Raw genomic sequence first — 26,335 nt, 5'->3', positions numbered from 1 at the left:
ATGCCATCCCGCTTTTTTAATGCTGGCTCCCGTACCGCGCTATCGCAGTGGTTGCGGGAGTTTCTTCACGTCTATAGCCGGCGGCCAGTGCTGCTTATGTTGCTGCTGGGTTTCTCAGCGGGGCTGCCATTACTCCTTGTCTTCTCGACGCTTCTGGCGCGCCTGGCGGATGTTGGCGTGGAGACGGCGACCATAGGCTTCTTCGCCTGGCTCGGGATTACCTACTCGGTCAAGGTGATCTGGGCGCCTGTGATCGACTGGTTGAGGATTCCCCTGTTCTCGCGTCTTATGGGGCAGCGCCGGAGCTGGATGCTGCTGGCGCAGGCGGGTGTCGCCGTTGGTCTCTGGTGGATGGCCTGGATTGACCCCACCCAAGACCTTACGCTTCTGGCGTTGGCGGGGCTGCTGGTCGCGTTCTCATCAGCGACCCAGGATATTGCGATTGACGCATTCCGGATCGAGGCGGCCTCGGCGCGCTACCAGGGGGCGATGTCGGCCGCGTATGTGTTCGGCTACCGTCTGGCCTTGCTGTTTGCGGGAGCTGGCGCTCTGTACCTCGCTTCGGTCTACTCCTGGTCGTGGGCCTACGTGGTCATGTCGATGCTGATGAGTGTCGGAGTCCTGGCCGTTCTGATAGCGAATGAGCCCGTTAGCGACGCCGAGCGAAAAGCCCGTCTGGCGCGCACTTGGGGCGTCGAGGCCGAGGGCAGCGAAGGTACTCTGGCAAGACTCCAGCATTGGGTGCGCAAGGCTGTGATTGCCCCCTTTGTGGACTTTATCCAGCGCTACGGGCGTTACGCGGTGCTGATACTGCTATTGGTGGCGGTATACCGGGTTGCTGACCTGGCCATGGGCGTGATGGCCAATCCGTTCTACCTGAACTTCATGGGATTCACAAAAGTCGAGGTGGCCAATGTCACCAAGGTGTTTGGTTTTTTCATGACGATTATCGGTTCTGCTGCGGGCGGCGTTCTGGTGGTCCACTACGGCATAAGGCCGATCCTCCTGATTGGAGCGATAATGACGGCTGCATCCAACCTTCTCTTCGTCCTCGTTGCCCAGCTTCCGGCAAACCTGGGTCTTCTCGCTATGGTCGTCAGTGCCGACAACCTGTCCGGTGGCATAGCTACGGTTGCGCTGATCGCCTGGTTGTCGAGCATGACCAATACGGCTTTTACGGCGACCCAATACGCATTATTCAGCTCGTTAATGACGCTGCCGGGTAAATTTCTCGGTGGATTTTCCGGCGTTGTCGTAAGCTTGGGCGGCTACGGTGGTTTCTTCCTGATCTCGGCTGTGATGGGCCTGCCGGCCATTTTGCTGTGCTGGTGGGTGTATCGAAACGGGGACAAACTCGACCAGCGCGTTTCAGATGCGCACAAGCAGGCAGAGCAGGGTGGGGCAGGTATCGATTTCTAGTGCCGGGGGCCACTTGAGTCTGGACACTGGCCTCTGGTGAGGCAGCACGCATGCGGCATGCTTCAGCCTTCGAAAACCCGTTTCGCAACGCGCCCCTTCTCTACGGTGATACCTTCTGCTTCAAGGCGCAGTTTCTGTTCCTGCCCTTGGGGCGAATCCAGCGAAAAACTTATCCTGCGCTGCGCATTGACGACGCGATGCCACGGCACCTGCGACCCGGGCGGCAGTTGAGCCAGAGTGCGGCCGACGTATCGCGCCAGCCCGGGCACGCCTGCTCGTCGTGCGACCTCGCCATAGCTTGCGGTCCGGCCAGACGGAATCTGACAGACTACCGACCAGATAATTTGCTGCCGGTTCGCAGGGGAGTCCCACGCCCTGGCTTCACTCGCCTTTGTGGCGAGTGGAAGGTGGTGTGGCGAGTGGCAGCGATCGCACATCTAGAGTCTGAGGCCGCCGTCCACTTCAATAACCCGACCCGAGAAATAGTCATTCTCAAGGATAAAAGCCACCGCCTGTGCAATATGGTCGGGCTGCCCGGTGCGCTTAAGGGGGATTCCGGCTGTCATCCGCTCAAGCGCTTCCGGCTTCATGGAACCGGTCATTTCTGTCTCGATAAAGCCGGGAGCAATTGCGCCCGTGCGGATCTGGTAGCGAGCCAGTTCGCGGGCCCAACCGCTCGCCAACGCCACAACGCCCGCCTTCGCTGCCGAATAATTGCTTTGTCCGACGTTGCCGGCACGAGAGATGCTCGAAATGTTGATTATACAGCCGCCGCGCTGGTCCTGGATCATATGGGTGGCCGCCTCGCGGCCGCAAAGAAAAACGCCGGTGAGATTCACATCGATCACCGACTGCCATTCCTGCAGCGTCATCCGCTTGGTGACCTCGCCGTCCTTTGCCTTGACCATAAGGCCATCCCGAAGAATGCCGGCGTTGTTGATCAGCGCATCAATCGCGCCAAAGTCTTGCCGGATCGACTCGAAGGTTGACTCCACGGCTTTCTCGTCAGCGACATTGCAGATATATGGGCGCGCTTCGGTACCGGCCCGTCGACAGGCTTCCACCGTTTCGTCCAGACGGTCCGGATTGAGATCGATCAGCGCCAGGCGTGCCCCCCGACCGGCCAGGTCCTCGGCCATGGCCCGCCCCAGGCCCTGACCGCCGCCGGTGATTATCACTACTGCATCTTGAACTTTCATGTTTTACCCTGATATCTGTGAATATCCAGTTCCAGCCCGTGGCTGGCTCATCGCGAAACCCGAAGTGTAACCCATGCGCTTCCGGCAGTTTTGAACAGGCTGGGCGAAGGCCAGCCATACATCCATTCAGGGGCGTAAAAACCTCCTCGCCGTTGTGAATCTGATTATGCGATTTTTACTGCTTCCGTTTGTGGTTTTCCCCATCGTCGAGATGGTGGTCCTGATCAAGGTCGGATCAGCTATCGGTGTGCTCCCCACAGTAGGTCTTGTGCTTCTGACGGCTGTAATTGGCGCGGCGCTGCTGCGTGTGCAGGGGCTGGCTACGCTCCTGCGGGCCAATCAGCGTATGCAGAGCGGTGAGATTCCCGCGCAGGAGGTCGCAGAGGGGTTTGTTCTGGCGATTGGAGGGGCTTTGCTGCTGACGCCGGGCTTCGTAACCGATGCAATGGGCCTGTGTTGTCTGCTCCCCGGATCCAGGCGCTGGCTGATCAGCAGGCTAATGAAGCGCTTCACGGTGTCCGGACAGGCCAGCGCTTTTACGGCGGGCTTTGGCGCAAGGCCGGCCCCGGGGGGCAGGGTGATAATCGAAGGCGAATTCGATCGCGAACAAAACACATCACAAAGCCAAAGAGACATCGAAGGCCGGCAGATCGATCGTTCTCCGGGTGACGGCGAAAAAAAGTAAAAAAAACTGGTATCCGGGTGTTGAAAACGTCCGGCATACCCCCACATCTCGGGTCACTGGAATTCTGTTCTACAGCATCCCCCTCGAAGCCGGCAATGCTAGGGCTTTGCGGATGCCCGGGGGCAGATCAACAGCTATATCATTGCTCAACGAATAACCTGACAGTGGAGATACCAAGCAATGAACATTCGTCCGCTACACGACCGCGTTGTTGTGCGTCGCAAGGAAGAAGAAGAGAAAACTGCCGGTGGCATCGTTTTGCCGGGTAACGCTAAGGAAAAGCCATCCCAGGGCGAAGTCCTGGCTGTAGGCGAAGGCCGCATTCTCGACAATGGCGACGTTCGCGCAGTTGCCGTGAAAAAGGGCGACACCGTTGTTTTCGGTCAGTACGCCGGTAACACCGTAAAAATTGACGGCGAAGACCTGCTCATCATGAGCGAAAGCGAAATTTATGGTGTGCTTGAGAAGTAAGTTCTCAAGACAACCGGATATTTTCTGATTTAGGCAAGCGAACAGGAACTTACGATTATGGCAGCAAAAGACGTCAAATTCGGTGACTCCGCCCGTAAAAAAATGGTAGCTGGTGTTAACATCCTGGCTGATGCGGTAAAGGTAACGTTGGGCCCCAAGGGTCGTAACGTCGTCCTGGACAAGTCTTTCGGCGCGCCCACCATTACCAAGGACGGCGTCTCAGTAGCGAAAGAAATTGAGCTGCAGGACAAGTTCGAGAACATGGGCGCACAGATGGTCAAGGAAGTCGCTTCCCAGACCAACGACCAGGCAGGCGACGGTACCACTACCGCAACCGTACTGGCGCAGGCCATTGTTAACGAAGGTATTAAAGCTGTGACCGCGGGGATGAACCCGATGGATCTCAAGCGCGGCCTCGATAAGGCGACCACCGCTGCTGTTGCAGAAATTCGCAACATGGCGCGCCCCTGTGACGACTCCAAGAACATTGCCCAGGTAGGCACGATCTCCGCCAACAGCGACGAGACCGTAGGTAAGCTGATTGCCCAGGCCATGGAAAAAGTCGGTAAGGAAGGCGTCATCACCGTCGAGGAAGGCCGTGGCCTGGAAGACGAGCTGGATGTCGTTGAAGGTATGCAGTTTGATCGCGGCTACCTCTCACCTTACTTCATCAACAATCAGGACAGCATGGCCGTCGAACTGGACGACCCGTACATCCTGCTCGTTGACAAGAAGATCTCCAACATCCGTGAACTGTTGCCGGTTCTCGAAGGCGTGGCCAAATCTGGCAAGCCGCTGATGATGATTGCCGAGGATGTCGAAGGCGAAGCGCTGGCGACTCTGGTAGTCAACAACATGCGCGGTATCGTTAAAGTCGCGGCCGTCAAGGCGCCAGGCTTTGGTGACCGTCGCAAGGAAATGCTGCAGGATCTGGCCATCCTGACTGGCGGTACCGTGATTTCCGAAGAAGTGGGTCTGACGCTTGAAAACGCTACCCTGGACGACCTGGGCACGGCTAAGCGCATCAACATTACCAAGGAAAACACCACGGTTATCGACGGCAGCGGTGCTGAAGCTGACATCGAAAGCCGTGTCGAGCAGATCCGCAAGCAGATCGAAGACAGCAGCTCCGACTACGACAAAGAGAAGTTGCAGGAGCGTGTGGCCAAGCTTGCTGGCGGTGTCGCCGTTATCAAGGTCGGTGCCGGTTCAGAAGTGGAAATGAAAGAGAAGAAAGCACGCGTTGAAGATGCGTTGCACTCTACGCGTGCAGCGGTCGAAGAGGGCGTGGTAGCCGGTGGTGGCGTTGCGCTGATTCGTGCTCTGCAGGCTGTTATCAACCTGAAAGGCGACAACGAAGATCAGAACGTCGGCATCGCTATCCTGCGCCGCGCGATGGAAACGCCTCTGCGTCAGATCGTCAAGAATGCGGGCGGTGAGCCAGCGGTTGTCGTTGCCAAGATCCTCGAGAACGAGGGTACTTTCGGCTACAACGCTCAGACCGATCAGTTCGGCGACATGCTGGAAATGGGTATTATTGACCCGGCCAAGGTGACCCGCTCTGCTCTGCAGGCTGCGTCTTCTGTAGCTGGTCTCATGATCACCACCGAATGCATGATCACCGATCACCCTGAAGAAGATAAAGCCGGTGGTGGCATGCCGGATATGGGTGGCATGGGCGGCATGGGCGGCATGATGTAAGTCTCGCTCTGCTGTAAAAAAACCCCGCAGTTCGCTGCGGGGTTTTTTGTTGGGTAAACACAAGCTAAACTCCACACATTAGTTCCGAGTTACACGTTTTCCATCTATTGAGTATCGCCCCATGCGACGATTTGCCCTTACGCCCGGGCGTGTCATTCTCCTCCTTATTTTATTTGTCATAGCTGCTACGGTTGGGCTCCTGGTCAATTTGCCGGCTGCCTGGGCCTGGTCAAAAATCGAAGCGCAGTTAGCCACGCCGTTACCGATGGCAAAGGTAGAGGCTGTCGGCGGAACTGTCTGGGATGGTGTCGGTCTTATCACTCTCGAAATACCCGGTGATGCTGCACGGCAATTACGGCTCTCATGGGATGTCGGGCTGGTTTCTCTGCTTACGGAAGGGTTGGGGCTGGGGTGGCGCCTGGAGACCCGCCAGTCCCAACTGAACGGGCGTCTCGCAATTCAGAGTGCCGGGTCGGCTGATCTCAGGCTTGAAGGTCAGATTCAGTTGGCGGAGTTCGCAGATATCGCAAGACGCAATGGACTAACATTGCCGGGGTCGATTACCGTCAACAACCTTGAACTGGGTATTGTTGATGAACAGCTCACTCATGCCCGCGGCATAGCCCGCTGGGATGGTGGACCTGTAGCCTGGAACATGGGCGGCCAGAGCGGTCAGGCGCACTACCCACCGCTGGTTGCGCGTCTGGATGAGCAGGAAGGCGGAGTCAGCCTGAACGTGGTAACCGAAGCAGAAAACAAATTACTGATGGACGTACAGCTTTCAGCCGATGGTATGGCCACGCTTACAGTACGTCGCCGGCTCGCCCAGACATCCGGTCTGGATGCTGGGCCGGGCTCTCCCGACGAGACAGTATTCAGAATCCAGCAACCTTTGAGCGGGGGCTGAACTCGCTGCTGCGGGAGACTCGCCGATCTGGCATGGCTTTCGTTATTTTGTGATGAGGCCTTCGTGTATATTAGCGGATCGATTTCATGGGTGTAAAAAAGACCAGGCCATCGCCCTGGCCGAGCCGCATAGCAGGTCTGTTGTTGCTGGCTATAGTTGTACAGCTGGGTTGGGTAGTCGGCAGTCTGGGCTCCCGTATGCTCGCGCCATCGCCGCCGGTGCCCTCTATCTATGGCAATGCAGCAAATGGTCAGGCGGGTAGGGCAGAGCCGATGTCGGTGTCTGTTTCCGAGCTGAATCTATTTGGGCAATCAGACGCTGGGACAGAAGTTCCCGAGGCAATCAGCCGAAACGCGCCTGACACTAATCTACGCCTGCAGTTGAATGGTGTCGCGCTCGCCCGGCAGCCGGAGAACTCCAGTGCTATAGTTTCGGGGGGTTCAGATAACGCAGTGCAGTGGTACCGGGTCGGTGAAATGCTTCCGGGCAATGCCCGGCTCGCTGAAGTTCAGGACGATCGTATTCTTTTGCGTCGCGAGGGGAGAATAGAAACGCTGAGATTTCCTGAAGAGGGTGGGTCATCGATGACGGCGGTTGCGCAGCAAGCCGCTTCATCCTCGCCTCAAACTACTGAAGAGTTCGTCGAAGAGGCAGAGGAGCGACTCGAGCAAGATCCTACAGGCGCACTCGCTTCAGTTGGCTTCAGTCCTCGCTCGGAAGGGCCGGGTTACGTTTATAACGGCAGCAATCCGATGATGAACGCTATGACGCTGAAGCGGGGCGACGTGGTTCTGGCAATAAATGGTCACGAACTCGGCGACCTGGGCTCAGATCAGGAACTGATGAAACAGTGGTCGCAGGAAGGCCAGCTGAATATTGAGCTGGAGCGAGACGGAAGAAGCTTTTCCATGACAGTGCCAATTCCCTGATTTGTGTGCTGGTTTTTAGCACATAGCGGTTGTGGTACGCAGAACAGCAGACTTTTTAGTGGCAGTATCAGATACAAATCCAACAAACCCCTTGGGGTATCCATTCGGCGTAGTGCCTGAATGGCAGTAGCGATTGAGGCTCTTTTGACGCATGACGGGACTTCGCAAGCAATTCCTCATAATCCTGATTTTTCTGTTTCTGCCACTGATAGCGGTGGCGCAGGAAGGCGATCAGACCTGGAAAGTCAATCTCAAGGATGCTGACATACGGGCGTTCGTTACGCAGGTATCTGATATCACAGGCTATTCGTTTGTAATCGATCCGCGGGTCAAGGGTAAAGTGACCGTGCTGTCGAACACGCCGATGAATCAGGCTGAGATCTACGACATGTTCCTGTCGGTGCTGCAGGTGCATGGATTTACAGCCATACCGGGCGATGAAGTCATAAAAATTGTGCAGCAGAATGACGCCAAGCAGGCGGCCGAGAATACGGGCCGTTTTAGCGTGATACCTTCTGAGCAACTTCTGACACGTGTTATAGAAATCAACAACGCCGATGCTCTCGAGCTTGTACCTATTCTGCGTCCGATGGTTGCTCAGTATGGCCATTTGGCCGGCGTCTCTGCGGCAAATGCGCTGATCATTTCAGATCACGCAGCGAATATTGAGCGAATAGAACGCATCGTGCGGGAGCTGGACAGTCCGTCGAAGTATGAGCTGGAGGTCGTCCAGCTGCAGGAGGCCTGGGTTGGCGATGTGGTGAAATTGCTTGAGCAACTGGCGCCTGCCGAGTTGGGCGAAGGCAGCAAGCGCTCCGCGGCAGCCAAGTACTCGGTGGTGGCAGATGAACGGAGCAACCGGTTAATTGTGCGCGGCGACGAGAATTTTCGTTCCAAAATGCTGGCCTTGATCGCCAAGCTGGATCAGCCCGCCGAGAATGGCGGCGACACGCGTGTTATCCGTCTGAACCATGCTGATGCTGAGAAGCTGTCAGAGCTGCTCAAAGGGATCATGGGTGACGTCGCACGGGAAGCCAATGGGGGAGCCAGGGCTGGACAGCAAGCTGCGACCGGGTTGTCCCAGCAGAACTCCGAAGTGAGCATTTATGCCGACGAAGGGCTCAATTCCCTCGTAGTAAGGGCTACACCTTCGCTCTTGCAGGAAGTGGAGTTTATTGTCGCCCAGTTGGACGTTCGTCGGGCTCAGGTTTTGATTGAAGCGGCAATTGTTGAGATCAGCGACGACCTGGGCAGGGATCTTGGCGTCCAATGGGGCTTGGGCGACGAGTCCGGCGAGGCCACCCCGGTCATGGGGACCAATTTTGGCAACGTCGGGCTGAGTTTGACCAACATTCTCGGTGCGATCGCCCAGGACGAAGTGATACCTCCGGCTGAAGGCGGGATCTCCATTGGGGCTGGCCAGCGCGACCGTAATGGCATCTCATGGGGGGTGCTGATCCAGGCGCTTTCCCGAACAACCGCCGCCAACCTTCTCTCGACACCAAGCATCATCACACTCGACAATTCCGAATCCGAGATAGTGGTCGGCCAGAACGTCCCTTTCAGGACGGGTCAGACTACCACCACAAGCGGCGGTACCACCAACCCGTTCACGACGATTGAGCGGCAGGATATAGGCCTCACCTTGAAGGTTACGCCCAGTATCAGTACTGACAGTGTCGTGCGGATGATCGTAGAACAGACAACTGAAGACATCGCGTCCAGCGTGTCACAGGCCGCGGATATTATTACCAACAAGCGCGAGATCAAAACCACTGTGCTGGTGGATGACGGTGAGACCATCGTGCTCGGCGGCCTGATTCGCGAGGACTATCGGCTCAATACCAGCAAAGTTCCGTTTCTGGGCGACATCCCCTATCTGGGCGCATTGTTTCGCAGCGAATCTCAGGAGAAAACGAAGCGGAATCTGCTGGTGTTTCTGCGTCCTACCATCCTGCGCGACAAGGGTGAAGCTCGCGAGGTATCGCAGAATAGCTATGATCGGCTCTGGGAAGTTGACGTGAGTGGCGTGAAGGGTGGAGATTTGCCTGCCTCTGAACGGCCACCGCTGGAATCTGTATTCGAGGGCAACCGGCTAAAGTTCTTGCGCTAGGTTAGGCGACGGGCTCTTGCGAGAGGACGCAACACGATCGCGATTCGAGATATCACGTTTCGAGATAATGCGACTCGAGAATAAAGCGTGTAAGAGTTGGTCCAGCAATGCTTTGCCTGAGCCAGGCCAAACTCGGTGACGGTGGCTCTACTCATAAAAAAGCCCCGCTATCTTGACGATAGCGGGGCTTTTTTGTCAGTGGCTTATTAGCCCTGGAAGTTCTTGTTGACGAATTCCCAGTTAACGACGTTCCAGAACGCCTCTACATACTTCGGGCGAGCATTGCGGTAATCGATGTAATAGGCGTGTTCCCAGACATCGCAGGTCAGCAAGGGCTTGTCCTGGGTGGTTAGCGGTGTTTCAGCATCATCAGTATTGACGATGGCTACTGAGCCGTCCGCTTTTTTCACCAGCCACGTCCAGCCAGAACCGAAGTTCCCAACACACTTGGCCGCGAACTCTTCCTTGAACTTGTCAAAGGAGCCGAACGCGGAGTTGATCGCGTCAGCAACAGCGCCGGTTGGAGCACCACCGCCGTTGGGGCTCATGCAGTGCCAATAGAACGTGTGGTTCCAGACCTGCGCGGCCTGGTTGAAAAGGCCACCGCTGGCGGACTTGATGATGTCTTCAAGAGACTTGTTCTCGTCCTCTGTGCCTTTGATCATCCCGTTCATTTTTTCCACGTAAGCGTTGTGATGCTTATCGTGGTGGAATTCCAGCGTTTCGGCGGAAATATGAGGTTCCAATGCATTCTTTTCGTAGGGTAGCGGAGGAAGTTCAAACGCCATGAGATCGGTCTCCCTTTGGTCTCGGATATCAGGATACGGATGCCTGGAGCGGGTTTCGGGACACTGGTTCCGATGTTAAACCGCACACATCTCGTTATTGAATGCTGCTCGTAGCGAACAGCTGCAGCGATACTCGCAGGAATCGCCACCAGATCACGCCTCTTTTTCGGGGCATGGGTTTTCGGCTTGCCGACAAGCTTTCCTATATTGAGGCCTGAAGCGGAGATTTCAAGGGGTGACTGAGCTTTACCGCTGTGTGGCTATTTTCTGGTCAGCGAGCATGAAAGCTCAGGGGTCCCCGGCAATAGCGAGGCGCAGTTTCTGACTCGCCACACCAGTTCCTCGTACGAGTCGGCCTGTACCGTGACGTGGCCGATCTTGCGCCCCTCGCGCTCGGCTTTACCGTAACGGTGCAGGTGTGCATATGGCAGGCGGAGCAGGTCCTCATCGTTACCTGCCTTACCTATGATGTTGATCATGCAGGTCGGGCGGTGCGCGACGGTGTCCCCAAGAGGCAGGCCAGCGACTGCCCGGAGGTGGTTTTCAAACTGGCTCGTGGTCGCCCCTTCTATACTCCAGTGACCGGAATTATGCACCCTTGGAGCCATCTCGTTTGCCATGAGCCCGTCTGGTGTCTCGAATAACTCCAGCGTAAGAACGCCGACGTGACCGAGCTCATCAAGCAGCATTTTGATGAATGCCTCTGCTTCGGCAGCGACTTCTGTGCAAAGGTTCGGGGCGGGCGCAAAAGAATAGCGGAGGATGCCATCAACATGGACGTTCTCGGCCATAGGGTAAATCGCTACTTCTCCATCCTGACCGCGCGCCGCGATGATGGAAAGCTCGCGGCTAAAGTCGACGAAAGCCTCGACGAGCAGCATCTTGTGGCCGATACGTTCCCAGGCCCCTGAGGCCTCCCGGGGGTCGCGAATGACCGCCTGGCCCTTACCGTCGTAACCCTCTGTCACTGATTTTGCGACTACCGGGCAGCCGAGCGATTCTGCCGCTTCGGCCAACTCTTCTGCGGTGGATACCAGTCGGTAAGCTGCCGTTGGTATGGACAGCCGCTCAAACAGGGCTTTTTCTTCGGCCCGGTTCTGGCAGACGGCCAGCGATTTGACGCCGGGGAAGAGCGGTTTCTGGTCCGCGATCTGCCTGACGACTTCCAGGGGCAGATGCTCGAACTCATAGGTGACCCGATCTACCTTATCCAGGAACTCGTCCAACCGCGACCCGTCGGGGTCATCTATGATTTCGCCAATGCCGGCAGAAGGGCTGCCGGAGAGGTCGTAAAAGACACACTGATGGTCAAGCGGATAGCCGGCCAGAGCCAACATCCGTCCCAATTGGCCAGCCCCGAGAATACCTATGCGCATTGGCTACTCCGATGAGTGAGAATCAGGACGAGGCAGCTCAGGAAACCGCCGGATCAGGGTGTGCCAGAACGGACTCGGTCTGTGCACGTCGAAAGTCTTCGATGGCTTCTCTGACGGCCGGCTGTTGCAGGCCGACGATCTGTGCCGCCAGAAGCCCGGCATTGCCAGCGCCAGCCTGGCCAATAGCCAACGTGCCTACCGCGACCCCGGCCGGCATTTGTACGATGGACAGCAGGGAATCGAGCCCATTCAGCGCGCGGGACTGAACCGGAACGCCCAGTACCGGAACCGGTGTTTGCGACGCGACCATGCCAGGCAAGTGTGCTGCGCCGCCAGCGCCGGCGATAATGACCTGCAAGCCTCTTTCCGAGGCGGTCTTTGCGTATTCAAACAAGAGGTCGGGTGTCCGATGCGCCGAGACCACTCGTGTCTCGTAGGCAACGCCCAGCCGGTCCAGCATTTCGGCGGCTTTTTCCATGGTCGGCCAGTCTGACTGGGACCCCATGATGATTCCAACAACGGGCTGCTGCATACCTATTGGCCTACGTATTATTGCGAAATTGATCGACTGGGTTCGGAGACATTTCCGGCGAGCCACCGGGAAAACCGACCATTTTATGAGCTGCTGGGGGCGGGTGCAAACTCTAGTGTCCCCTTAGGTAAATGCGTAAGGAGTGGCTGCTCACTGCGGGACCCGGACCAGGCGGCAAAATTTCTCAGTGTTGAGTGTTTTCGCATGTGAGTTTTCCTGAGGTGGGGAGCACGCTATCATGCGCGCCATAGGCAGACATGTGCTCGACTGGCTCGAGTGTCCTGTCGAAGCCCGGCATTGAAACGTTGGGCTCTCGTTTCCCTGAGGAGTGTTGATGGAACCGATCAGACCCGACCATGACGAAGTCGCCGCACGCAACTCTGACAAGGAAATGCGTACCCCGGCGGCGAGTAAAGGCGACAAAAGTGCCGTCTCCGCCCAATTACGAGGTCCAGGCCATGCCGGGAAGGGCGCTGTCGGCGGCGCAATCCCGGTGATTTTACTGGCGATACTGGTACTGATCGGAGGGTGGTTGCTGGTGAGCCAGCACCAGACCATCGAGCAGTTGCAGGCTGATGTGGCCGAGGCTGATGACTGGATCAGCCGAACCAAACTGTCTATGGCCCGGTTTGAGGGGCGCCTCAGTGAAGCTGACCGCGAACTGCTCGAGAGTGGCTCCGAAATAACGGAAAAGCTCGCGTTTCTTGACAGTGAAATGCGTAAGCTCTGGGGCGTCTCGAACGACCGGAACCGCAAAGCGATAAAAGCGAATCAGGACGCGGTGGCCTTTCTTGAAGATAAAACTGACTATCTGGATAAGCAACGCGCCGAGTTAAGCGGCTTGGTAGCGGATCAGCAAAGCAACCATGAAAGCGCCATGGCGGCCATTGATACATTGCGAAGCAGTCTGCGCGACGTTGCCGCCCGCCAGGCAAAGCTGGTGGAAGAGGTTGAGCAAAACAGCGCGCTGGCCGGCGCCGTAGTTGAGACTCAGAAAAACATTGAGGCGCGGGTCGGTGGTCTTGTCCAGCGGCAGACCCTGGCGAACGATGAGCTTCGAGCGCGACTGGCAGCCGTCGAGCAAAAGGCGGCAGCTTCTGACGTTCAGGCAACACTGAGCCAGCTGAACGCGCGGCTCTCAGAACTGAACGAAGTGGTTGATTCGATCGATGCGTCGCGCTCGCAGATTACGGGCCGTCTGCTGAGATTGGAGCAGCGCATCCAATCCGTTGGGGAGCAGTAGCGTGGGCGTGGCGGACGGGCCTGTTGGCAGCGGCTTGCCATGGATGAGCTTAGTCTGATTGCAAGTGCTTGCGGTACCTCTCAATTCGCATGGGTCAAAGCTGATACCATTTTGCGTTAAACAATAACCAGAGAACGGCGGAGATAATGGTTCCAGTTCTGCGTTCATTGCTGCTAGCAAGTGTCGTTCTGCTTTTTAGTGGTTGCGGGATACATCTACACCAGTCTATCGGCAAGAGTCTCGGTCCGTTTCTGCACCCAGTGGATGGGCATGATTTTGTGCACACTGATCGATGGGACGAAGAGAACCACGCCATCTTCTACTTCTATCGGCTGCCTTCCCAGTGGGCCTCAGATGAAATCGAATCACCCAGTGTCTACGTCGACGGGGTCCACTACTTTAATATCCGCTCGCCCGGCTTCACCTGGCTGGAAGTCTATCCGGGCGATCGGCATATCATCATCCGGCGGCCGCTGTTGGGCCTCGAAGGTTTTACCACACCCCATCTGTCATTTGATCTGAGTCGTATTGCTGACGCCGTCGTCGATGCGAAAGCCGGTAACATCTATTATTTCCGGTACTCTGAAGAAGAGCAGCCTCGGGCCGTCCATCCCGACCTTCCTGAAGACTCTTCGCTGAGGCAGGGCGATCTCACCCTGGTTCCCAGGGAAGTGGCGATTGAGGAAATCTACGACAGCCGTTTCCTGAAGAGTGATCTGCTCGCCCCGAATCACGCAGCGATCAGTATCGTTGAGAAAAACCGGGAAACCAACTACGAGCGCGCCAGGGCCGAGCTGGAAACGGAGCGGGAGGAAGAGTTGGCGGCCATGAAGGAAGAGGGGCGTTACAACGCGCCGCCCTGGTATTGGCCGTTTGGCGGCAGTCCTTCGGCCCCGCTTGAGGCCGACCGCAAGATCAAGGCGCTCGATAAAGAACGCGAAGCGTACCTTGCCGACAAAGCTGCTGCTGAAGAAGCCGCGGCGAGGGCCGCTGAAGCTGCAGAGGGAGAGGGTGGAGGCAGCTGGTGGTGGCCTTTCTGACCGTGCCTCGTGCTGCACCTGAGACGGAGCAATAAATGGCAATATTAGACCTCCTGAAGGACGGCCTGGTGCAGTTTCGAGCTGCAGCAGAGTCAGGGCAGCAGCACTGTCTTACCGCGGCGTCCAGTCTTCTGACACAGGGCAGCGAACGCCTGGGCGAACTTATCCGGAGCAGTGGCGTGCTTTCTCCTCAGCTGCGGCGGTCCGTAGAGGGACGTATCCTCAATCTGCAGCACAGGTTCGACGTATTCAACCGCGTCCTGGCGGAGGTTGCGCTTCCGCGCGATCGCCGTGAGCAGGTGAAGCGACTTTCCAGCGCCAGCAAGCCGAGAACCATTTCTCGTCGAAGGAAATCGGCCAAGAAAAACATTTGACACCTCGGCCCTATCCCTTAAAATGCGCACCTCACTCAGCCAGTGCGCAAGGATCTTCAAACTGCGTTGTGGCGAGGGGTGAGAAGTGAGCGGTAGAAATACAGCCGCGAAAGCGATTCGGGTGGTTAGCTCAGCTGGGAGAGCATCGGCCTTACAAGCCGAGGGTCACTGGTTCGATCCCAGTACCACCCACCATACTTGAGGCAGTGTCGCTGAATGCTAGAAGCGGCTGCCAACAGGGCGGTGACCAGGCTCAATTGCCAGAAAGCATGAGTGGCCTGGAAAACCGGGTAGTAACGGAAGTCTTTTGCTTTAGTTACATGTACTGTAGTTGGAAATACGGTATTGAAAGTGCGGTATTTGAAAGTACGGTAATTAGACGTAAAGGCTTCTGGTGACAACGTAGTTCAGCCACGCAGTGATGTAGGCAATCAATCACGAAGTGGTGCTGTAGGACAGTGCGGAGCGGTAGTTCAGCTGGTTAGAATACCGGCCTGTCACGCCGGGGGTCGCGGGTTCGAGTCCCGTCCGCTCCGCCATTAACAGCCGTCATCGGTTGTGCTTTTGTTGATGGGTGGTTAGCTCAGCTGGGAGAGCATCGGCCTTACAAGCCGAGGGTCACTGGTTCGATCCCAGTACCACCCACCATTTCCCGCTTTACATTTCAGGCCGTCCCTGGCCATCGATGTTCCAGCCTTACTTGCCGATCAGACTCTGGCCACAGACACGCACTACGTTTCCATTAATGCCGGTGCTCAGCGGATTGCAATACCAGGCAATCGTTTCCGCGACATCCACAGGCAGGCCGCCCTGACCCAGGCTGTTCATCCGCCTTCCTGCCTCACGGGTACCGATTGGCATCGCGGCCGTCATCTGGGTCTCGATGAACCCGGGTGCTACCGCATTGATGGTGATCTGTTTCTTCAGTTGCCGGGCAAGCGCCTCCACGTAACCGATTACGCCCGCCTTGGATAGCGCATAGTTTGTCTGGCCGAAGTTACCAGCGATCCCGCTCATGGATGAAACGCAGACGATACGTCCGTTCTCCCTGATCAGATCGCGTGCGAAGAGAGCGTCATTGATCCGCTCTTCAGCGGCCATATTCACATCAACGGCCATGTCCCAGAAATGTTCCGGCATTTTGCCCAGGGTCTTGTCCCGGGTAATACCTGCGTTGTGAACAACAAGGTCGACCCCGCCGAATTTGTCCTGGAGGAAATCGGCTATAACGTCGGGAGAGTTGCCTTCGGTAATATCGACACCCAGGGAGTGCCCTTCTATAGACTTTGCCACTTGATTGAGGGCTTCCATAGCGGCCGGGATGTCCAGGCAAACAACGGTAGCGCCGTCACGAGCGAGCGTGTGGGCGATGGACTCGCCGATTCCTCGCGACGCACCGGTCACCAGGGCGACTTTGCCGGTCAGAGGCGCAACAGCGGAGGCGGCGGACTTGCCCTGACCCACCTTGGCGATTTTGACGACCTGGCCAGATACATAGGCGGATTTGGGAGAAAGAAAAAAGCGCAGGCTCGATTCCAGCTGATTTTCGGCGCCCGCTTCCATCCAGAGCAGTTGCGCGGTCGCCCCTTTCTTGCCGATTTCCTTGCCGACACTGCGTACAAAGCCTTCAAGCGCCCGATGCGCGGCCGCTTTGGCAGGCGTGCGACACTTGGATGGTTCGCTACCGATCACAACGACGCGTCCGCTGGAGGCGATCTGGCGAATTACAGGATGAAAGAAGTCGTACAGCGCTTTGAGCTCGGCTGCATCCTTGATTCCCGTAGCATCGAAAACCAGTGCTTTCAGTTTAGGCAGCGAGCTGGTCTCGGAAAGGTTGAGAGGTTTGGCTTTGTGTGAGCGGGCGAGACTCGACGAATTCGCAAGACTGGTTGGTCCCTCCGCGAAGAAGATTTCGGTTGAGCCTGTTTTGACAACGTCAGCAATAGCTGCAAGCGCTTTACCGTCTTTGCTGCCACCTATCAGAACCTTACCCTCAATAAATGGCTGATCAGGCTTTTTCCATCGCTGGAGTTTTACCGGTGTCGGAAGATTGAGGGTGCCGGCGAGCTGCTTACCCAGTGGTGTATTGACGAAATCGAGATAACGGTCGGCCATAAGATTTCCTTTTCTATCCTCTTGGTTGAAAGATATCGGGTTGTGTGAGGAAGCCTGCAAACCGCTAAGAATAAGGTTTCTGGTTCAAAACGACTACCGGATCTCGCGAAAACAGTGATGCCTGTCATTTTATGTAGCCCTTGGGCTACTTAGCGCGACCCAGCCCAACGGTGGGGATTGCAGCTTAGGGTATGATGCGCAATCATGCTTTTTTTCATTAGCCAGTCAGGGGAAGATTTTCATGGCTCAGGAACCGACTCAGAAGAAGACACCGGCGGCCCGCAAGAGCTCAACACCGGCTCGCCAAAGTGCCAGCGCCAGAACAACGGCCAGCGCGGGCCAGGCTGAAGGCGTCAGGCGCGTAGCGATTATCGGCGGCAACCGTATACCCTTTGCACGCTCGAACACGGCCTACAGCCAGATTAGCAATCAGGAGCTTCTCATCGGCGCGCTACGGGGCCTCATTGATCGTTACGGGCTTGAGGGTGAGCAGATCGGGGAAGTAGCCGCTGGTGCTGTAATCAAGCACTCCAGAGATTTCAATCTCACCCGAGAGGCTGTTCTGGGCTCCGGTCTGGCTCCCGAGACGCCAGCCTATGATGTTCAGCAGGCCTGCGGAACCGGGCTCGAGGCCGCTATCCTCATTGGCAACAAGATCGCTCTGGGGCAGATCGATAGCGGGATTGCCGGAGGCACGGACACGACCTCCGATGCGCCCATCGGTGTAAACGAAGGCTTGCGCAAGATACTGCTGGAGGTCAACAGAAAGAAGACCCTGGGCGACCGCATGAAAGTGCTGGCCAAGCTGCGGCCGCATCACCTGGTTCCTTTGATCCCAGAGAACAGCGAGCCACGCACGGGTATGTCCATGGGCGAGCACACCCAGATTACTGCACGGGAGTGGAACATCCCGCGGGATGAGCAGGATAAGCTGGCCTATGAGAGTCATCAGAACCTCGCAAAAGCGTATGATAAAGGGTTTTTTGATGACCTCATGACGCCCTTTGCGGGCCTTACCCGGGACAACATCCTGCGGGCCGACACCAGCCTGGAGCGTATGGCACAACTAAAGCCCGCGTTCGATCGCAATGGCGGCACCATGACGGCAGCGAACAGCACTGCGCTTACCGACGGCTCTTCGGCCGTGCTGATGGCTAGCGAAGACTGGGCCAAGGCTCATAAGTTGCCGGTGAAGGCGTATCTGACCTATAGCCAGACCGCTGCTGTCGACTACGTCAACAAGAAGGAAGGTCTCCTGACCGCGCCAATCTACGCCGTTCCGCAGATGCTGGAGCGCGCGGGCCTGTCGCTTCAGGATTTTGACTTCTACGAGATCCATGAAGCGTTCGCGGCACAGGTGTTGTTTACACTGAAAGCCTGGGAAGATGAAGAGTTCTGTCGCAAGCGTCTGGGCCTGAGCAAGGCGCTTGGCTCAATTGATCGGAGCAAGCTCAATGTTAACGGCAGCAGCCTGGCGACAGGTCACCCTTTCGCGGCTACCGGCGGCCGCATTGTCGCGTCGTTGGCCAAGATGCTTGAACAGAAAGGCAGCGGAAGAGGCCTTATTTCGATCTGTGCCGCTGGCGGGCAGGGCGTGACGGCGATTCTGGAACGAGACTGAGCGCGAAACTGCTACAACGGTTGAACCTGTGCCGCAGTTCCGATGGGTCGCGCCCGAGTCAGCCGTCGTGCTGGTGCGGAAATATTTAAGCCGCATCTGAGTTGGGCGCTGCGGAGTTTGTTCGCAGCGCTTATTGGTCTCTACTCCAGCCCCTTAATGAAACGCTCTGATTCGGCAATAGATTTCTGCATCTGTTCTATCAGAGCGTCCACGTCCTGCTCGATCCTGTCCAACTCCCCCTGCATCCCACGAACAGACTGAGCGTTCAGGTTGTGTTTCAGGTAAAGCACTTGATCTTCGAACGCCTGGAGCACCGGGTCCATACGCTCTGCGGCGTTGTGCATCGCCGCGATAAGCGAATCGTAGCGTTTCTGGGTCGCCTCCAGCTTGTTCCGGCTATCGCGCTTCAGTTCAGGGCTGCTATAACGTTCGAGCTCTTCCTCCCACTCTGCAAAGAGGGCGCTTGCGACCTCCTCGACCTTTTCAATGCGTTCGTTGACTCTCTCAGCTGCTTGCTCGCTGTCCTCATACGCGGAGCTTATACTTTCGTATTTCTCCTGCAATTCGGTGTCTGGCTCTCCCACCACAGACTGAAACTGCGCCAGCGCCGAACGGAAAGTTTCCTGGGCATCTGTCTGGGCATCCCTGGCGTTCTCTACCCGGTCGACCATGATTTCGCGCTTTTCGATGCCAAATTTTTCCATGGTGTTGTAGTAGAGCGACTGGCAGCCGCTGAGAGTCAGAATCATTGCCGCCATGAGCAGCAGGCCGGCAGATCTGGCGGCAGGATATGGAAGGGATGTGGTAGGCCTCATACGTTCTCCTTAACGGGTTGAGGGCTGGGACTCGAACGCGTCATTGATGACGCGCAGGTTCAGTAGTTTTTCGGGCGCTGGAATCCGGCAAGCCCAGCGTCCTCAAGAAGTTGCGCAAAGTGGATATTGGTGAGATCTGTTCCGGGTGCGCCGATCACCTGGATGTTAACTGGCATGCCGTCTTTATCCAAGCCGATCGGGACAGATGTCGAAGGCAAACCCAGCAACGTAGCCAGTGCAATCCAGCAGAACTGGTCGGTATAAGGGCGGGGCTCGCCGTTCACGGTGATGCGGCGTCGGGATACCGGCATCGAATGGTCGTGGTGAATGGCAGTCGTGGGTGTGATCGGCGTAAGAAGAATATCGATCTCTTTAAACAGACTCATCATCTCAATGCGCATTTTCTCGCGCTGCTCGTGGTGCACGTAATAGTCATAGTAGGGTTCGTTGGTGCCGTGGGTGTACTGCTCAATACTGTGGCTGAGCGCCAGGAATGGTTTCGCCAGCGAAATCAGCCGGTCCAGCCACAGGATTTCGTATCGTTGCTGGGTGGTCAGGCTAACACTGAGTATGGCGCCCAGCAGGTTGAAATAAACAGGCAGGATACGCTCAAGGCTAAGAAGCGGGTGTTTGGCCTCGCGGATCTGTATGCCGTGTGGTTCGAGGTTTTTGCAAAATGCTTCATAACAGTCGAGGACTGAATCGTCCACGGGGCAATGCGGGTCCGAAAACCAGGTACCGATGCGGTATTCCCGCAAGGTTGTTTGTTGCGGTTCGGGTAACTTCAGCTGCCAATAGCCGGCTTCGATGGTGCGAGGGCCTGCTATCACCTTGAGGATAAAGGCCAGGTCGGATGCGGTGCGTGCAATGGGCCCGGCCTCGACCAGATCGGCTTGGGACTCATTACCGGATGCGCCTGGAATATGGCCCCGCAAGGAAACAATGTCCCGGGTGGGTTTGTGTCCGAAGATGCCATTGTAGTGGCAGGGGATGCGTATCGAGCCACCGACGTCGCTGCCGACTTCAACTGGCGTAAATCCTGCGGTTACTGCAGCCGCAGCGCCACCGGAAGACCCTCCTGAGGTTCTCTCAAGATCGCGGGGATTGCGGGTGATACCAAAGATATCGTTGTAGGTCTGGATGTCTGAGGCGTAAATAGGAACGTTTGTTTTGCCCAGAATGACCGCTCCGGCATCAAGCAGGCGCTGGGCAACATCCGCATTACGGGTGGCCTGGTGTTCCTTCAGCTCTACCGCGCCCGCCGTGGTCGCCATTCCCACCACTTCCCACACATCTTTCAGCGTCATGGGCAGTCCATGCAAGGGACCCGCGATCTCGCCCCGTGCCCGCGCTGCGTCGAGCTCACGCGCTCGCGTTAACGCATCTGCGTTTAAAGCGATGACGGCGTTTATGTCGGGGTTGCGCTGATCAATCCGGTCAAGAAAAGCATTAACGAGGCGCTCGCTGGTGATCTCTCCGCGGGCCAGCTTCTGCGCGAGTGACTGGGCAGAAGCGTAGTACAAGTCAGTCATGCTAATTATTAGCTCTCATTCTATCGGTGCCAGCGCAGCTTAGAGCGCTTTGGCCGGGACTGCTTTAACTTATGTTGTTTTTCAGCGCTAACAGGCGGATGCGGCACTGATCTGGCGCGTCACGATGTACCGACACAGAGTTTCAGTCGCCTGCCGACGACAGAGCTCGATCATGCAGACAATTGATGACAGCTAAAGTTCTTTGCGCCAGCGTTTTACGCTGACGTGATCTTTGACGATGTCAATTACCTGGTGCGCTATCAGCTTCAGCTCCAGATCAGTCGCGGGATCGGTACGTTTGTCCTGATCCAGAAAAACGTCAGTGAGTTCTTCAATAAAGGCGTGGTTATCCCGCGAAGCAAGGTCCTGCATGATCTGATGGATGATCTCCGTCGTAATATTGCCGACGGAGCGTTCGAGCGTCTCCGACACAGTCGAGCCCACCATCGGGATTTGCCGAATGCGCTCGAGATCAGAACTCTTCTGCATCGCATCGTCAACGATTCGCTCCATGTAAAGCCGCAGGTGTGGCTCATTAGGCAGGTAGCCCCGCCGCGCGGCATCGGCAACTTTCGTTGAAACCCATTCATTGATAAGTGGCTTTCTCGGTACCAGTACATCATGCTGGAGCCGGTGGATCACCGGCGAACCATCCTTTATCTCCTCCTGGGCACCAGACAATACCTTCAGGACGATGCGGTCGGAGAGTTCCTCAAGGAAAGCCTCGTAATAGAAACTGAAAAACTGCCATGTTTTCAGCTCCTTGACGTTAATTACTCCGTACCGGTGCAGGCGGTTAAGAATGGAGAGGATGCGAAGAATCCGCAGGAACCGCCAACCTGTGAGGGGAATGCAGCCGGCAAGGTCATACCAGTGTACGAACGGAAAAAAGTACCAGCGCGCGTGATCCCTGTGGACGACAGCGCGGACCCAGCGGACCATGAATTCCGTCAGGAAAATGGCGACGAAAACGAGGTCATAGTAGAAGATGTTCCTGTGAATCGGGTCGTATGCGGCCGTAAACCCGGGTGCGACTGAACCTAATGCGTCGCGTATAAAACCTATGGCATAGAACCAGTCCAGTAAGAGCCAGGTCAGGTTGATGAAGAGGAGGGCCATCATGACCACATCCACTATGAACCAGGGCAACTCATGGCTGGCGCGGAGATTCTGGAAGTTGACGGTCGGCACGAAGCGTTCCTTTAATCAGGTACTGCCTGGTCCAGCTTAAAGCTCGCTTCGACAGAGGCACTGATCTCCCGATCGCCCACCTTGCTGACACTCTCGACTCGCGCGTCCATTGCCCGCATAACGGGCCGGGGAAAACCACCCTGGTCGAGTACGCGCAGAGTCTCAACTTCGCCGCAACGCGCATCCAGTTTCTCAGCGACGAATCTGCAACGCGCTTGCGCGTCCTGAATCGCTGCGGCGAGAGCGGCAGACTTTAATTCGTTACTCTGCGTCGCGTAGTAGCTGTCCTGGGTCAGATTGTAGGTCAGATCGGCTGCATCGGCCGCCTCGATTACCGAGTTGAGGAGAGCCAGCTCAGTCAGGTTGAAGCGCACACTCTGGCTGGCCTCAAAGTAGTAATCTTCAGTCGGGCGCCCGTTGTCATCATAAACCCGGACTTCATGAAGCGTTACCTGACTATCGTCGTAGTTCTGCAGTTTGCCCAGCAGGTCGTCGGCCTGGTCTTGCCATTTCGTTACACGTTTGCCAACGGCCTGTCTTGCCGCTGCTGCACTGTCCCCCCGCGCCTGAGCTGTCAGCTCGAAGCGGACCGCATCCGGTTGAAAATGGACGGTTCCCTCGCCGTTCAACGTAACCGTGCCCGCCTGCGCCAAGAGCCCAGCCATCATGAGCAACAGAGTGGTAGCGACCTTGAAAAGGCCCGTGAGATGGTGCATGTAAAAACCCCGCCGTATTTACGACCCGTTCAGATCAACGAGGGCACTGACCACCGCTTCGATATCACGGAACTGCGCCTGAATGCCCAGAAGAGCACCCTCAATGGCCGTGAACTGTACGACTTGCATGAACCCCAGAGCAAGCACTCCGAAGATCAAAAAGCCCGAAACCCACTTTCCACGGCGTTGCTGGCGCTGCAGATGGCTGTTTTCGACACTGAGAGCGGCCAGTTCCTGGCGGAAGTGGCGTAGTTCGTCGTTGGCTTCCTCGTAGGCGATCTCCAGGGTCGACAGGCGACCTGTCAGGCGCCTCAGCTGTCGACCCTGCTCTGCGGGTGGACGTGGCGCCGTCTCAGAGTCCAGCTCCACCGTTGGGAAAGACTGCGTGGGCGCTTCCACGTCACTATATTGCCGGGCCAGGATGCCAGCCAGCCGGTTGTAGAGCTGGTCCCGGTCAATCTGCTTGCCAATAACACCGGCCGCGCCCAGCGCCCGAGCCTCTTCGACGTATCGGTCGGCGCCCTGCGAGGTATACATGAATACCGGGATGTCCCGGGTTACGGGCAAGCGCTTGAGTTCTCGAAGGGCCTGGAAGCCATCCATACCCGGAAGCAGGTGATCCAGGAATATCACGTCCGGCCGTTCCAGGCCCTGTTGCAGTTGCTGCAGGGCCTGCTCCGCTGTCGCGTACCCGGTAGATACAATGTCGATTTTCCCGAGGACGCGGGAGAGGATTATCCGGGCTGTCGACGAATCGTCGACAATCAGGGCGAGGCCACGGGCCATGTCAGTCTCCAGAAGCTGTTTTTGTTTTGCAGTGGCAAACAGTGGAAACAACAAACGCCCACTGGGGTTCAGTCCGAGACGAACCCGTCTGTACATTAGCAGAAAGTAATTGGCCCGGACACCAATAGGATAGGTGGCAATTGCGCTCTTGCCGAACCTTTGTCTGCGGGTTGTGGGGCGGAGCACACCATAGCCGTTAAACTGTTCGCGACAACAACGTTTTTCGCCTTTCCGGGCGTCCCATGCAATGCCTGACCTTTAGCGATGCGCAGCAGTCAGCGGATTACCCGAACGGGACGCCGAATGGTTGATCACTAGGGTAGCCACACCTCAAAAAGCCCTCCGCCAAGCTTGCCACTGTTGCTCAGTTTTATCTCGCCGCTGCGCCCGTCGTGCTGATGCATTCCGGCGATGCGCGCTGAAAAGTAGATGCCGAGACTCGTGCTGCCCGTCGTAAAGTCAATGCCCTGCCGTGTTTTTTCCGGCGCGGCTTGCATCTCAGCCGGAAATCCGTCGCCATCATCTTCAACCGCGAGCACGAGGTACCCGTCCTGCTCCCTGGCAGTGACGTGAATTTTGGTGCGGGTATAGCGAATGGCATTGTTGAGAATGTTGTTCAGGACACCGCTGATAAGATCGGCGTCAAAAAAACCGCTGATGGGGTCCGCGTCGACTTCCAGGGTAAGTCCTCGAGCTTCAGCCACGACCCGGTGCTGTGCCAGATGCTCATCCAGAAAGTCCGGTACGAAGTGCTCATCAATGTGCGCGGAAAGTGTCTTCTGTTGAAGACGATAGAGTCCCAGCAGTTGGATCAGGTCAACATGGACGCGCTGAGCTTCGTATTGCAGCGTACTGAAGCGTTCTGAACTCTGAGCTGCCGGTAGCTCGTCCCGAAGCTCGTCAAGGGAGTTCAGCAACATCCCCAGGGAGTTCTTCATGTCGTGCACCGCCGACGCTATGACCGTCGAAAAGTCTATTTCTGTGCCCGGACTGGCGGGCGTGTTGGGCGTGCCGGAGTCCTCATTCATGATGAAGCCTTTTTGGATGCGGTTAGCGCGGCTACCTTCTTCTGTAGTGAGAGGTAGCGTTTGTACTGCCTGTGCTGGGGCGGCAGGTGAGCGATTCTGTTCAGACTCGCCGTACAGCGTTGCAGGGTCCCGGCGTCGACCCCACCAGGAGACCCGCCGGCCGCCTTGAGCAGTATCTGCACCAGGTTGAGGTTAAGGGCAGGGTGCTGGGGTACCAACTCGAGTGCCCGCCCGAAAGCTTCTGCCGCCTTATCAGTATCCCCGGCTTCAAAGGCGGCAATGCCTTCACGGTTGGCGGCACGCGCCTGTAGCTTCTTGCCCATGCTGACGGGTTCGTCGAGCAGGCTCTCGATGTCTGCAATGGTGCCGGGACTATCCTCGAAACGGCCCGCGAGGGTACGCAACAGGCTTTGTGCGGCTTCTGTATCTTCAAGCGTGAACAGCGTACGCGCCAGTTCGAGACCTGTTTCGGCATCTACCGTGTCGGGATCTATACTGGTGCGGGCCTGTTCCATCAACTGTCGGCTCTCACGGATATCGCCCTGGCCGGCGTGGACCCGGGCGGCTATCAGCGTGCCCGCCAGTTCCGCCCGGCTGTCTTCCCGGTATCGTCGCTGCATCTGCTGTAGCACCTGCAGGGCTTCACCGGCTCTCTTGCGGCCTTCCTCGGAGCTATCACCCTCGCTCAGGTCAGACAGGCAGCGCCCGAGATTGAGGTGGTGGGTCGGCGCCTCGTGTACCGAGTTCTCGCTCAACCTGACTGTATTTCGCCATGCCATTGCGGCGGCTTCAAGGTCCTGGTTCTTGGTCGACACCTCGGCCAGATGCTGTTGACGTACGATGGCCTTGGGCGAGATTTTAAGTGCGGTCTCCAGGGTTTTCTGTGCACGCCGGAGCTGGCCTTTCTCTTGCTGGGCTTTGGCGAGCCAGTCGTAAGCCTCAACATAATCGGGGTTCTTCTCGATCAATGCCTCGAACTGCGCGATGGCTTCATCCCATTTCTGTTCGGCCACCAGAACCTTGCCCTGTCCGAGCTTCGCCCAGTTTGGGCTGCCGCGGCCAGACAAGGCAGATTCATAGACCTGATGGGCCTCGCTGTAGCCGCCTGTGCGGTAGTAGAGATCCGCGAGCGTACGCTGCAGCCAGGGCCGGAATCTCGGCTGCTTCGGCAGGAGCTCATTGCAACGTTCGATGGCGGCGCCAAGATCCTCAGCATCGAGTGCGGCGTTAACAGGGTAAAGGGCTTCCTGCTGTTCCAGCAGCGACTCGAGTCGCTTCTCAAGCGTGGCTCGGGTCAGAGGCTTGGTGATATAGGTATCTGGCTGGTATTCCCGGGCGCTCATGACGATGTCGCGGGACGTCTCCGCGGTAACCAGCGCAAAGACAGAAGTATGTTTGAGCAGTTTCTTGTGGCGAAGCTCCTCCAGCACCTGCTGTCCGTTTTTGCCTTCGCCCATGTTGTAGTCGCAGAGGACGACGTCGAAACGCTCGTACGTGCATCGATATACTGCTTCTTTGCCATTCTGGGCGGTTTCAATCTTGTCCGCCCCAAAAGACCGTAGCATGGCCTTTAGGGAATTACGGAAATTCTCAAAGTCGTCGACGACCAGGAATTTCAGCTTGGGAAATACTCGCTCGGAAGAAAAGCTTGAGTCGGTCATGTCTTACATAGCCCTGCACTGTTTCATTTAACGTAGGGTATAAGTGCCAGAGCCACAACAATGTTTTACAACATATTCTATAGTTAAGGTCTT

Annotated in this window: 24 protein-coding genes and 3 tRNA genes; 14 read left to right on the top strand and 13 right to left on the bottom strand. The window is 56.8% G+C overall.

What is annotated here, in order from left to right; genetic code table 11:
- A complete protein-coding gene (locus soil367_RS10930; protein WP_246065256.1) occupies positions 1-1,419 on the top strand; it encodes an AmpG family muropeptide MFS transporter in 1,419 nt (472 codons plus the stop codon).
- A 62-nt stretch (positions 1,420-1,481) separates the two neighbouring features.
- On the opposite strand, the gene soil367_RS10925 is transcribed toward soil367_RS10930, so the two are convergent.
- Positions 1,482-1,856 carry an MGMT family protein gene (locus tag soil367_RS10925; protein ID WP_136549144.1) on the bottom strand — a complete coding sequence of 125 codons (375 nt, stop codon included), beginning with the start codon at positions 1,854-1,856 and terminating at the stop codon, positions 1,482-1,484.
- Complete coding sequence (locus soil367_RS10920) at positions 1,857-2,618, bottom strand: SDR family oxidoreductase (protein WP_136549143.1); 762 nt, start codon at positions 2,616-2,618, stop codon at positions 1,857-1,859. It lies immediately after the preceding gene.
- A gap of 166 nt (positions 2,619-2,784) precedes the next feature.
- Here soil367_RS10920 and soil367_RS10915 point away from each other — a divergent pair, with 166 nt between their 5' ends.
- The 6 genes from soil367_RS10915 (at position 2,785) to gspD (ending at position 9,424) form a co-directional block, all read left to right on the top strand.
- Entirely contained in the window at positions 2,785-3,303 is a 519-nt protein-coding gene (locus soil367_RS10915; RefSeq protein WP_136549142.1) for an FxsA family protein, read from the top strand.
- A 180-nt stretch (positions 3,304-3,483) separates the two neighbouring features.
- Positions 3,484-3,774 carry a co-chaperone GroES gene (gene groES, locus soil367_RS10910; protein WP_136549141.1) on the top strand — a complete coding sequence of 97 codons (291 nt, stop codon included), beginning with the start codon at positions 3,484-3,486 and terminating at the stop codon, positions 3,772-3,774.
- Positions 3,775-3,831: 57 nt separating this feature from the next.
- The gene (gene groL / locus soil367_RS10905; RefSeq protein WP_136549140.1) at positions 3,832-5,475 is read left to right on the top strand and encodes a chaperonin GroEL; all 1,644 of its coding nucleotides are present in this window, start codon (positions 3,832-3,834) and stop codon (positions 5,473-5,475) included.
- Between the two features lie 121 nt (positions 5,476-5,596).
- A complete protein-coding gene (locus soil367_RS10900) occupies positions 5,597-6,382 on the top strand; it encodes a type II secretion system protein N (protein WP_136549139.1) in 786 nt (261 codons plus the stop codon).
- A gap of 86 nt (positions 6,383-6,468) precedes the next feature.
- Positions 6,469-7,311 carry a type II secretion system protein N gene (locus tag soil367_RS10895; protein WP_136549138.1) on the top strand — a complete coding sequence of 281 codons (843 nt, stop codon included), beginning with the start codon at positions 6,469-6,471 and terminating at the stop codon, positions 7,309-7,311.
- 151 nt (positions 7,312-7,462) lie between these two features.
- Positions 7,463-9,424 carry a type II secretion system secretin GspD gene (gspD, locus tag soil367_RS10890; RefSeq protein ID WP_136549137.1) on the top strand — a complete coding sequence of 654 codons (1,962 nt, stop codon included), beginning with the start codon at positions 7,463-7,465 and terminating at the stop codon, positions 9,422-9,424.
- A gap of 206 nt (positions 9,425-9,630) precedes the next feature.
- Here gspD and soil367_RS10885 read toward each other — a convergent pair whose 3' ends face one another.
- The 3 genes from soil367_RS10885 to purE form a co-directional block, all read right to left on the bottom strand.
- On the bottom strand, positions 9,631-10,212 hold the full coding sequence (locus tag soil367_RS10885) for a superoxide dismutase (RefSeq protein WP_136549136.1): 582 nt from the start codon (positions 10,210-10,212) through the stop codon (positions 9,631-9,633).
- A gap of 260 nt (positions 10,213-10,472) precedes the next feature.
- The gene (locus tag soil367_RS10880; RefSeq protein ID WP_136549135.1) at positions 10,473-11,588 is read right to left on the bottom strand and encodes a 5-(carboxyamino)imidazole ribonucleotide synthase; all 1,116 of its coding nucleotides are present in this window, start codon (positions 11,586-11,588) and stop codon (positions 10,473-10,475) included.
- Between the two features lie 37 nt (positions 11,589-11,625).
- Positions 11,626-12,120, bottom strand: coding sequence for a 5-(carboxyamino)imidazole ribonucleotide mutase (gene purE / locus soil367_RS10875; protein ID WP_136549134.1), 495 nt, complete (start codon positions 12,118-12,120; stop codon positions 11,626-11,628).
- A 334-nt stretch (positions 12,121-12,454) separates the two neighbouring features.
- On the opposite strand from purE, the gene soil367_RS10870 reads away from it, so the two are divergent.
- The 6 genes from soil367_RS10870 to soil367_RS10845 all read left to right on the top strand — a co-directional run bounded on the left by soil367_RS10870 (position 12,455) and on the right by soil367_RS10845 (position 15,425).
- Complete coding sequence (locus tag soil367_RS10870) at positions 12,455-13,363, top strand: hypothetical protein (protein ID WP_136549133.1); 909 nt, start codon at positions 12,455-12,457, stop codon at positions 13,361-13,363.
- Between the two features lie 146 nt (positions 13,364-13,509).
- Positions 13,510-14,403: a DUF2846 domain-containing protein gene (locus soil367_RS10865; RefSeq protein WP_136549132.1), complete on the top strand. Its 894-nt coding sequence runs from the start codon at positions 13,510-13,512 to the stop codon at positions 14,401-14,403.
- A gap of 35 nt (positions 14,404-14,438) precedes the next feature.
- Entirely contained in the window at positions 14,439-14,777 is a 339-nt protein-coding gene (locus soil367_RS10860) for a hypothetical protein (RefSeq protein ID WP_136549131.1), read from the top strand.
- Positions 14,778-14,896: 119 nt separating this feature from the next.
- Positions 14,897-14,972, top strand: a tRNA-Val gene (locus soil367_RS10855).
- 267 nt (positions 14,973-15,239) lie between these two features.
- Positions 15,240-15,316, top strand: a tRNA-Asp gene (locus soil367_RS10850).
- Positions 15,317-15,349: 33 nt separating this feature from the next.
- Positions 15,350-15,425, top strand: a tRNA-Val gene (locus soil367_RS10845).
- Positions 15,426-15,473: 48 nt separating this feature from the next.
- Here the strand turns inward: soil367_RS10845 and soil367_RS10840 are convergent.
- Complete coding sequence (locus tag soil367_RS10840) at positions 15,474-16,892, bottom strand: 3-oxoacyl-ACP reductase (protein WP_136549130.1); 1,419 nt, start codon at positions 16,890-16,892, stop codon at positions 15,474-15,476.
- Positions 16,893-17,133: 241 nt separating this feature from the next.
- Here soil367_RS10840 and soil367_RS10835 point away from each other — a divergent pair, with 241 nt between their 5' ends.
- Complete coding sequence (locus soil367_RS10835) at positions 17,134-18,513, top strand: acetyl-CoA C-acetyltransferase (RefSeq protein WP_136549129.1); 1,380 nt, start codon at positions 17,134-17,136, stop codon at positions 18,511-18,513.
- Positions 18,514-18,653: 140 nt separating this feature from the next.
- Here the strand turns inward: soil367_RS10835 and soil367_RS10830 are convergent, their stop codons facing one another.
- The 7 genes from soil367_RS10830 to soil367_RS10800 form a co-directional block, all read right to left on the bottom strand.
- Positions 18,654-19,328, bottom strand: a complete 675-nt coding sequence (locus soil367_RS10830; RefSeq protein ID WP_136549128.1) for a DUF2959 domain-containing protein — start codon at positions 19,326-19,328, stop codon at positions 18,654-18,656.
- A 59-nt stretch (positions 19,329-19,387) separates the two neighbouring features.
- Positions 19,388-20,860 (bottom strand): amidase family protein, encoded by a 1,473-nt coding sequence (locus soil367_RS10825; RefSeq protein ID WP_136549127.1) that lies wholly within the window; start codon positions 20,858-20,860, stop codon positions 19,388-19,390.
- A gap of 192 nt (positions 20,861-21,052) precedes the next feature.
- Positions 21,053-22,051 (bottom strand): hypothetical protein, encoded by a 999-nt coding sequence (locus soil367_RS10820; RefSeq protein ID WP_136549126.1) that lies wholly within the window; start codon positions 22,049-22,051, stop codon positions 21,053-21,055.
- Positions 22,052-22,062: 11 nt separating this feature from the next.
- On the bottom strand, positions 22,063-22,767 hold the full coding sequence (locus soil367_RS10815) for an SIMPL domain-containing protein (RefSeq protein WP_136549125.1): 705 nt from the start codon (positions 22,765-22,767) through the stop codon (positions 22,063-22,065).
- A gap of 18 nt (positions 22,768-22,785) precedes the next feature.
- Positions 22,786-23,553 (bottom strand): response regulator, encoded by a 768-nt coding sequence (locus tag soil367_RS10810; RefSeq protein WP_136549124.1) that lies wholly within the window; start codon positions 23,551-23,553, stop codon positions 22,786-22,788.
- 314 nt (positions 23,554-23,867) lie between these two features.
- Positions 23,868-24,581 carry a sensor histidine kinase gene (locus soil367_RS10805; protein ID WP_136549123.1) on the bottom strand — a complete coding sequence of 238 codons (714 nt, stop codon included), beginning with the start codon at positions 24,579-24,581 and terminating at the stop codon, positions 23,868-23,870.
- Complete coding sequence (locus soil367_RS10800) at positions 24,578-26,242, bottom strand: tetratricopeptide repeat-containing response regulator (RefSeq protein WP_136549122.1); 1,665 nt, start codon at positions 26,240-26,242, stop codon at positions 24,578-24,580. Before soil367_RS10800 ends, soil367_RS10805 begins: the two co-directional genes overlap by 4 nt.
- Positions 26,243-26,335 lie beyond the last annotated feature (93 nt).

Origin of the sequence: Hydrocarboniclastica marina, assembly GCF_004851605.1 — a bacterium.
Taxonomy (GTDB): domain Bacteria; phylum Pseudomonadota; class Gammaproteobacteria; order Pseudomonadales; family Oleiphilaceae; genus Hydrocarboniclastica; species Hydrocarboniclastica marina.
Note: the sequence above shows the minus strand (reverse complement) of the source record. Positions and strands in the feature narration are given on the sequence as shown.

Bases quoted from the DNA above. Each gene is read 5' to 3' on its own strand.
- soil367_RS10865 (WP_136549132.1), top strand. From the start codon at position 13,510: ATGGTTCCAGTTCTGCGTTCATTGCTGCTAGCAAGTGTCGTTCTGCTT.
- soil367_RS10800 (WP_136549122.1), bottom strand. From the start codon at position 26,242: ATGACCGACTCAAGCTTTTCTTCCGAGCGAGTATTTCCCAAGCTGAAA.
- soil367_RS10900 (WP_136549139.1), top strand. From the start codon at position 5,597: ATGCGACGATTTGCCCTTACGCCCGGGCGTGTCATTCTCCTCCTTATT.
- gspD (WP_136549137.1), top strand. From the start codon at position 7,463: ATGACGGGACTTCGCAAGCAATTCCTCATAATCCTGATTTTTCTGTTT.
- soil367_RS10925 (WP_136549144.1), bottom strand. From the start codon at position 1,856: ATGTGCGATCGCTGCCACTCGCCACACCACCTTCCACTCGCCACAAAG.
- soil367_RS10860 (WP_136549131.1), top strand. From the start codon at position 14,439: ATGGCAATATTAGACCTCCTGAAGGACGGCCTGGTGCAGTTTCGAGCT.
- soil367_RS10830 (WP_136549128.1), bottom strand. From the start codon at position 19,328: ATGAGGCCTACCACATCCCTTCCATATCCTGCCGCCAGATCTGCCGGC.
- soil367_RS10885 (WP_136549136.1), bottom strand. From the start codon at position 10,212: ATGGCGTTTGAACTTCCTCCGCTACCCTACGAAAAGAATGCATTGGAA.
- soil367_RS10915 (WP_136549142.1), top strand. From the start codon at position 2,785: ATGCGATTTTTACTGCTTCCGTTTGTGGTTTTCCCCATCGTCGAGATG.
- soil367_RS10835 (WP_136549129.1), top strand. From the start codon at position 17,134: ATGGCTCAGGAACCGACTCAGAAGAAGACACCGGCGGCCCGCAAGAGC.
- soil367_RS10870 (WP_136549133.1), top strand. From the start codon at position 12,455: ATGGAACCGATCAGACCCGACCATGACGAAGTCGCCGCACGCAACTCT.
- soil367_RS10930 (WP_246065256.1), top strand. From the start codon at position 1: ATGCCATCCCGCTTTTTTAATGCTGGCTCCCGTACCGCGCTATCGCAG.
- soil367_RS10805 (WP_136549123.1), bottom strand. From the start codon at position 24,581: ATGAATGAGGACTCCGGCACGCCCAACACGCCCGCCAGTCCGGGCACA.
- soil367_RS10810 (WP_136549124.1), bottom strand. From the start codon at position 23,553: ATGGCCCGTGGCCTCGCCCTGATTGTCGACGATTCGTCGACAGCCCGG.
- soil367_RS10880 (WP_136549135.1), bottom strand. From the start codon at position 11,588: ATGCGCATAGGTATTCTCGGGGCTGGCCAATTGGGACGGATGTTGGCT.
- groL (WP_136549140.1), top strand. From the start codon at position 3,832: ATGGCAGCAAAAGACGTCAAATTCGGTGACTCCGCCCGTAAAAAAATG.
- groES (WP_136549141.1), top strand. From the start codon at position 3,484: ATGAACATTCGTCCGCTACACGACCGCGTTGTTGTGCGTCGCAAGGAA.
- soil367_RS10920 (WP_136549143.1), bottom strand. From the start codon at position 2,618: ATGAAAGTTCAAGATGCAGTAGTGATAATCACCGGCGGCGGTCAGGGC.
- soil367_RS10895 (WP_136549138.1), top strand. From the start codon at position 6,469: ATGGGTGTAAAAAAGACCAGGCCATCGCCCTGGCCGAGCCGCATAGCA.
- soil367_RS10825 (WP_136549127.1), bottom strand. From the start codon at position 20,860: ATGACTGACTTGTACTACGCTTCTGCCCAGTCACTCGCGCAGAAGCTG.
- soil367_RS10815 (WP_136549125.1), bottom strand. From the start codon at position 22,767: ATGCACCATCTCACGGGCCTTTTCAAGGTCGCTACCACTCTGTTGCTC.
- purE (WP_136549134.1), bottom strand. From the start codon at position 12,120: ATGCAGCAGCCCGTTGTTGGAATCATCATGGGGTCCCAGTCAGACTGG.
- soil367_RS10840 (WP_136549130.1), bottom strand. From the start codon at position 16,892: ATGGCCGACCGTTATCTCGATTTCGTCAATACACCACTGGGTAAGCAG.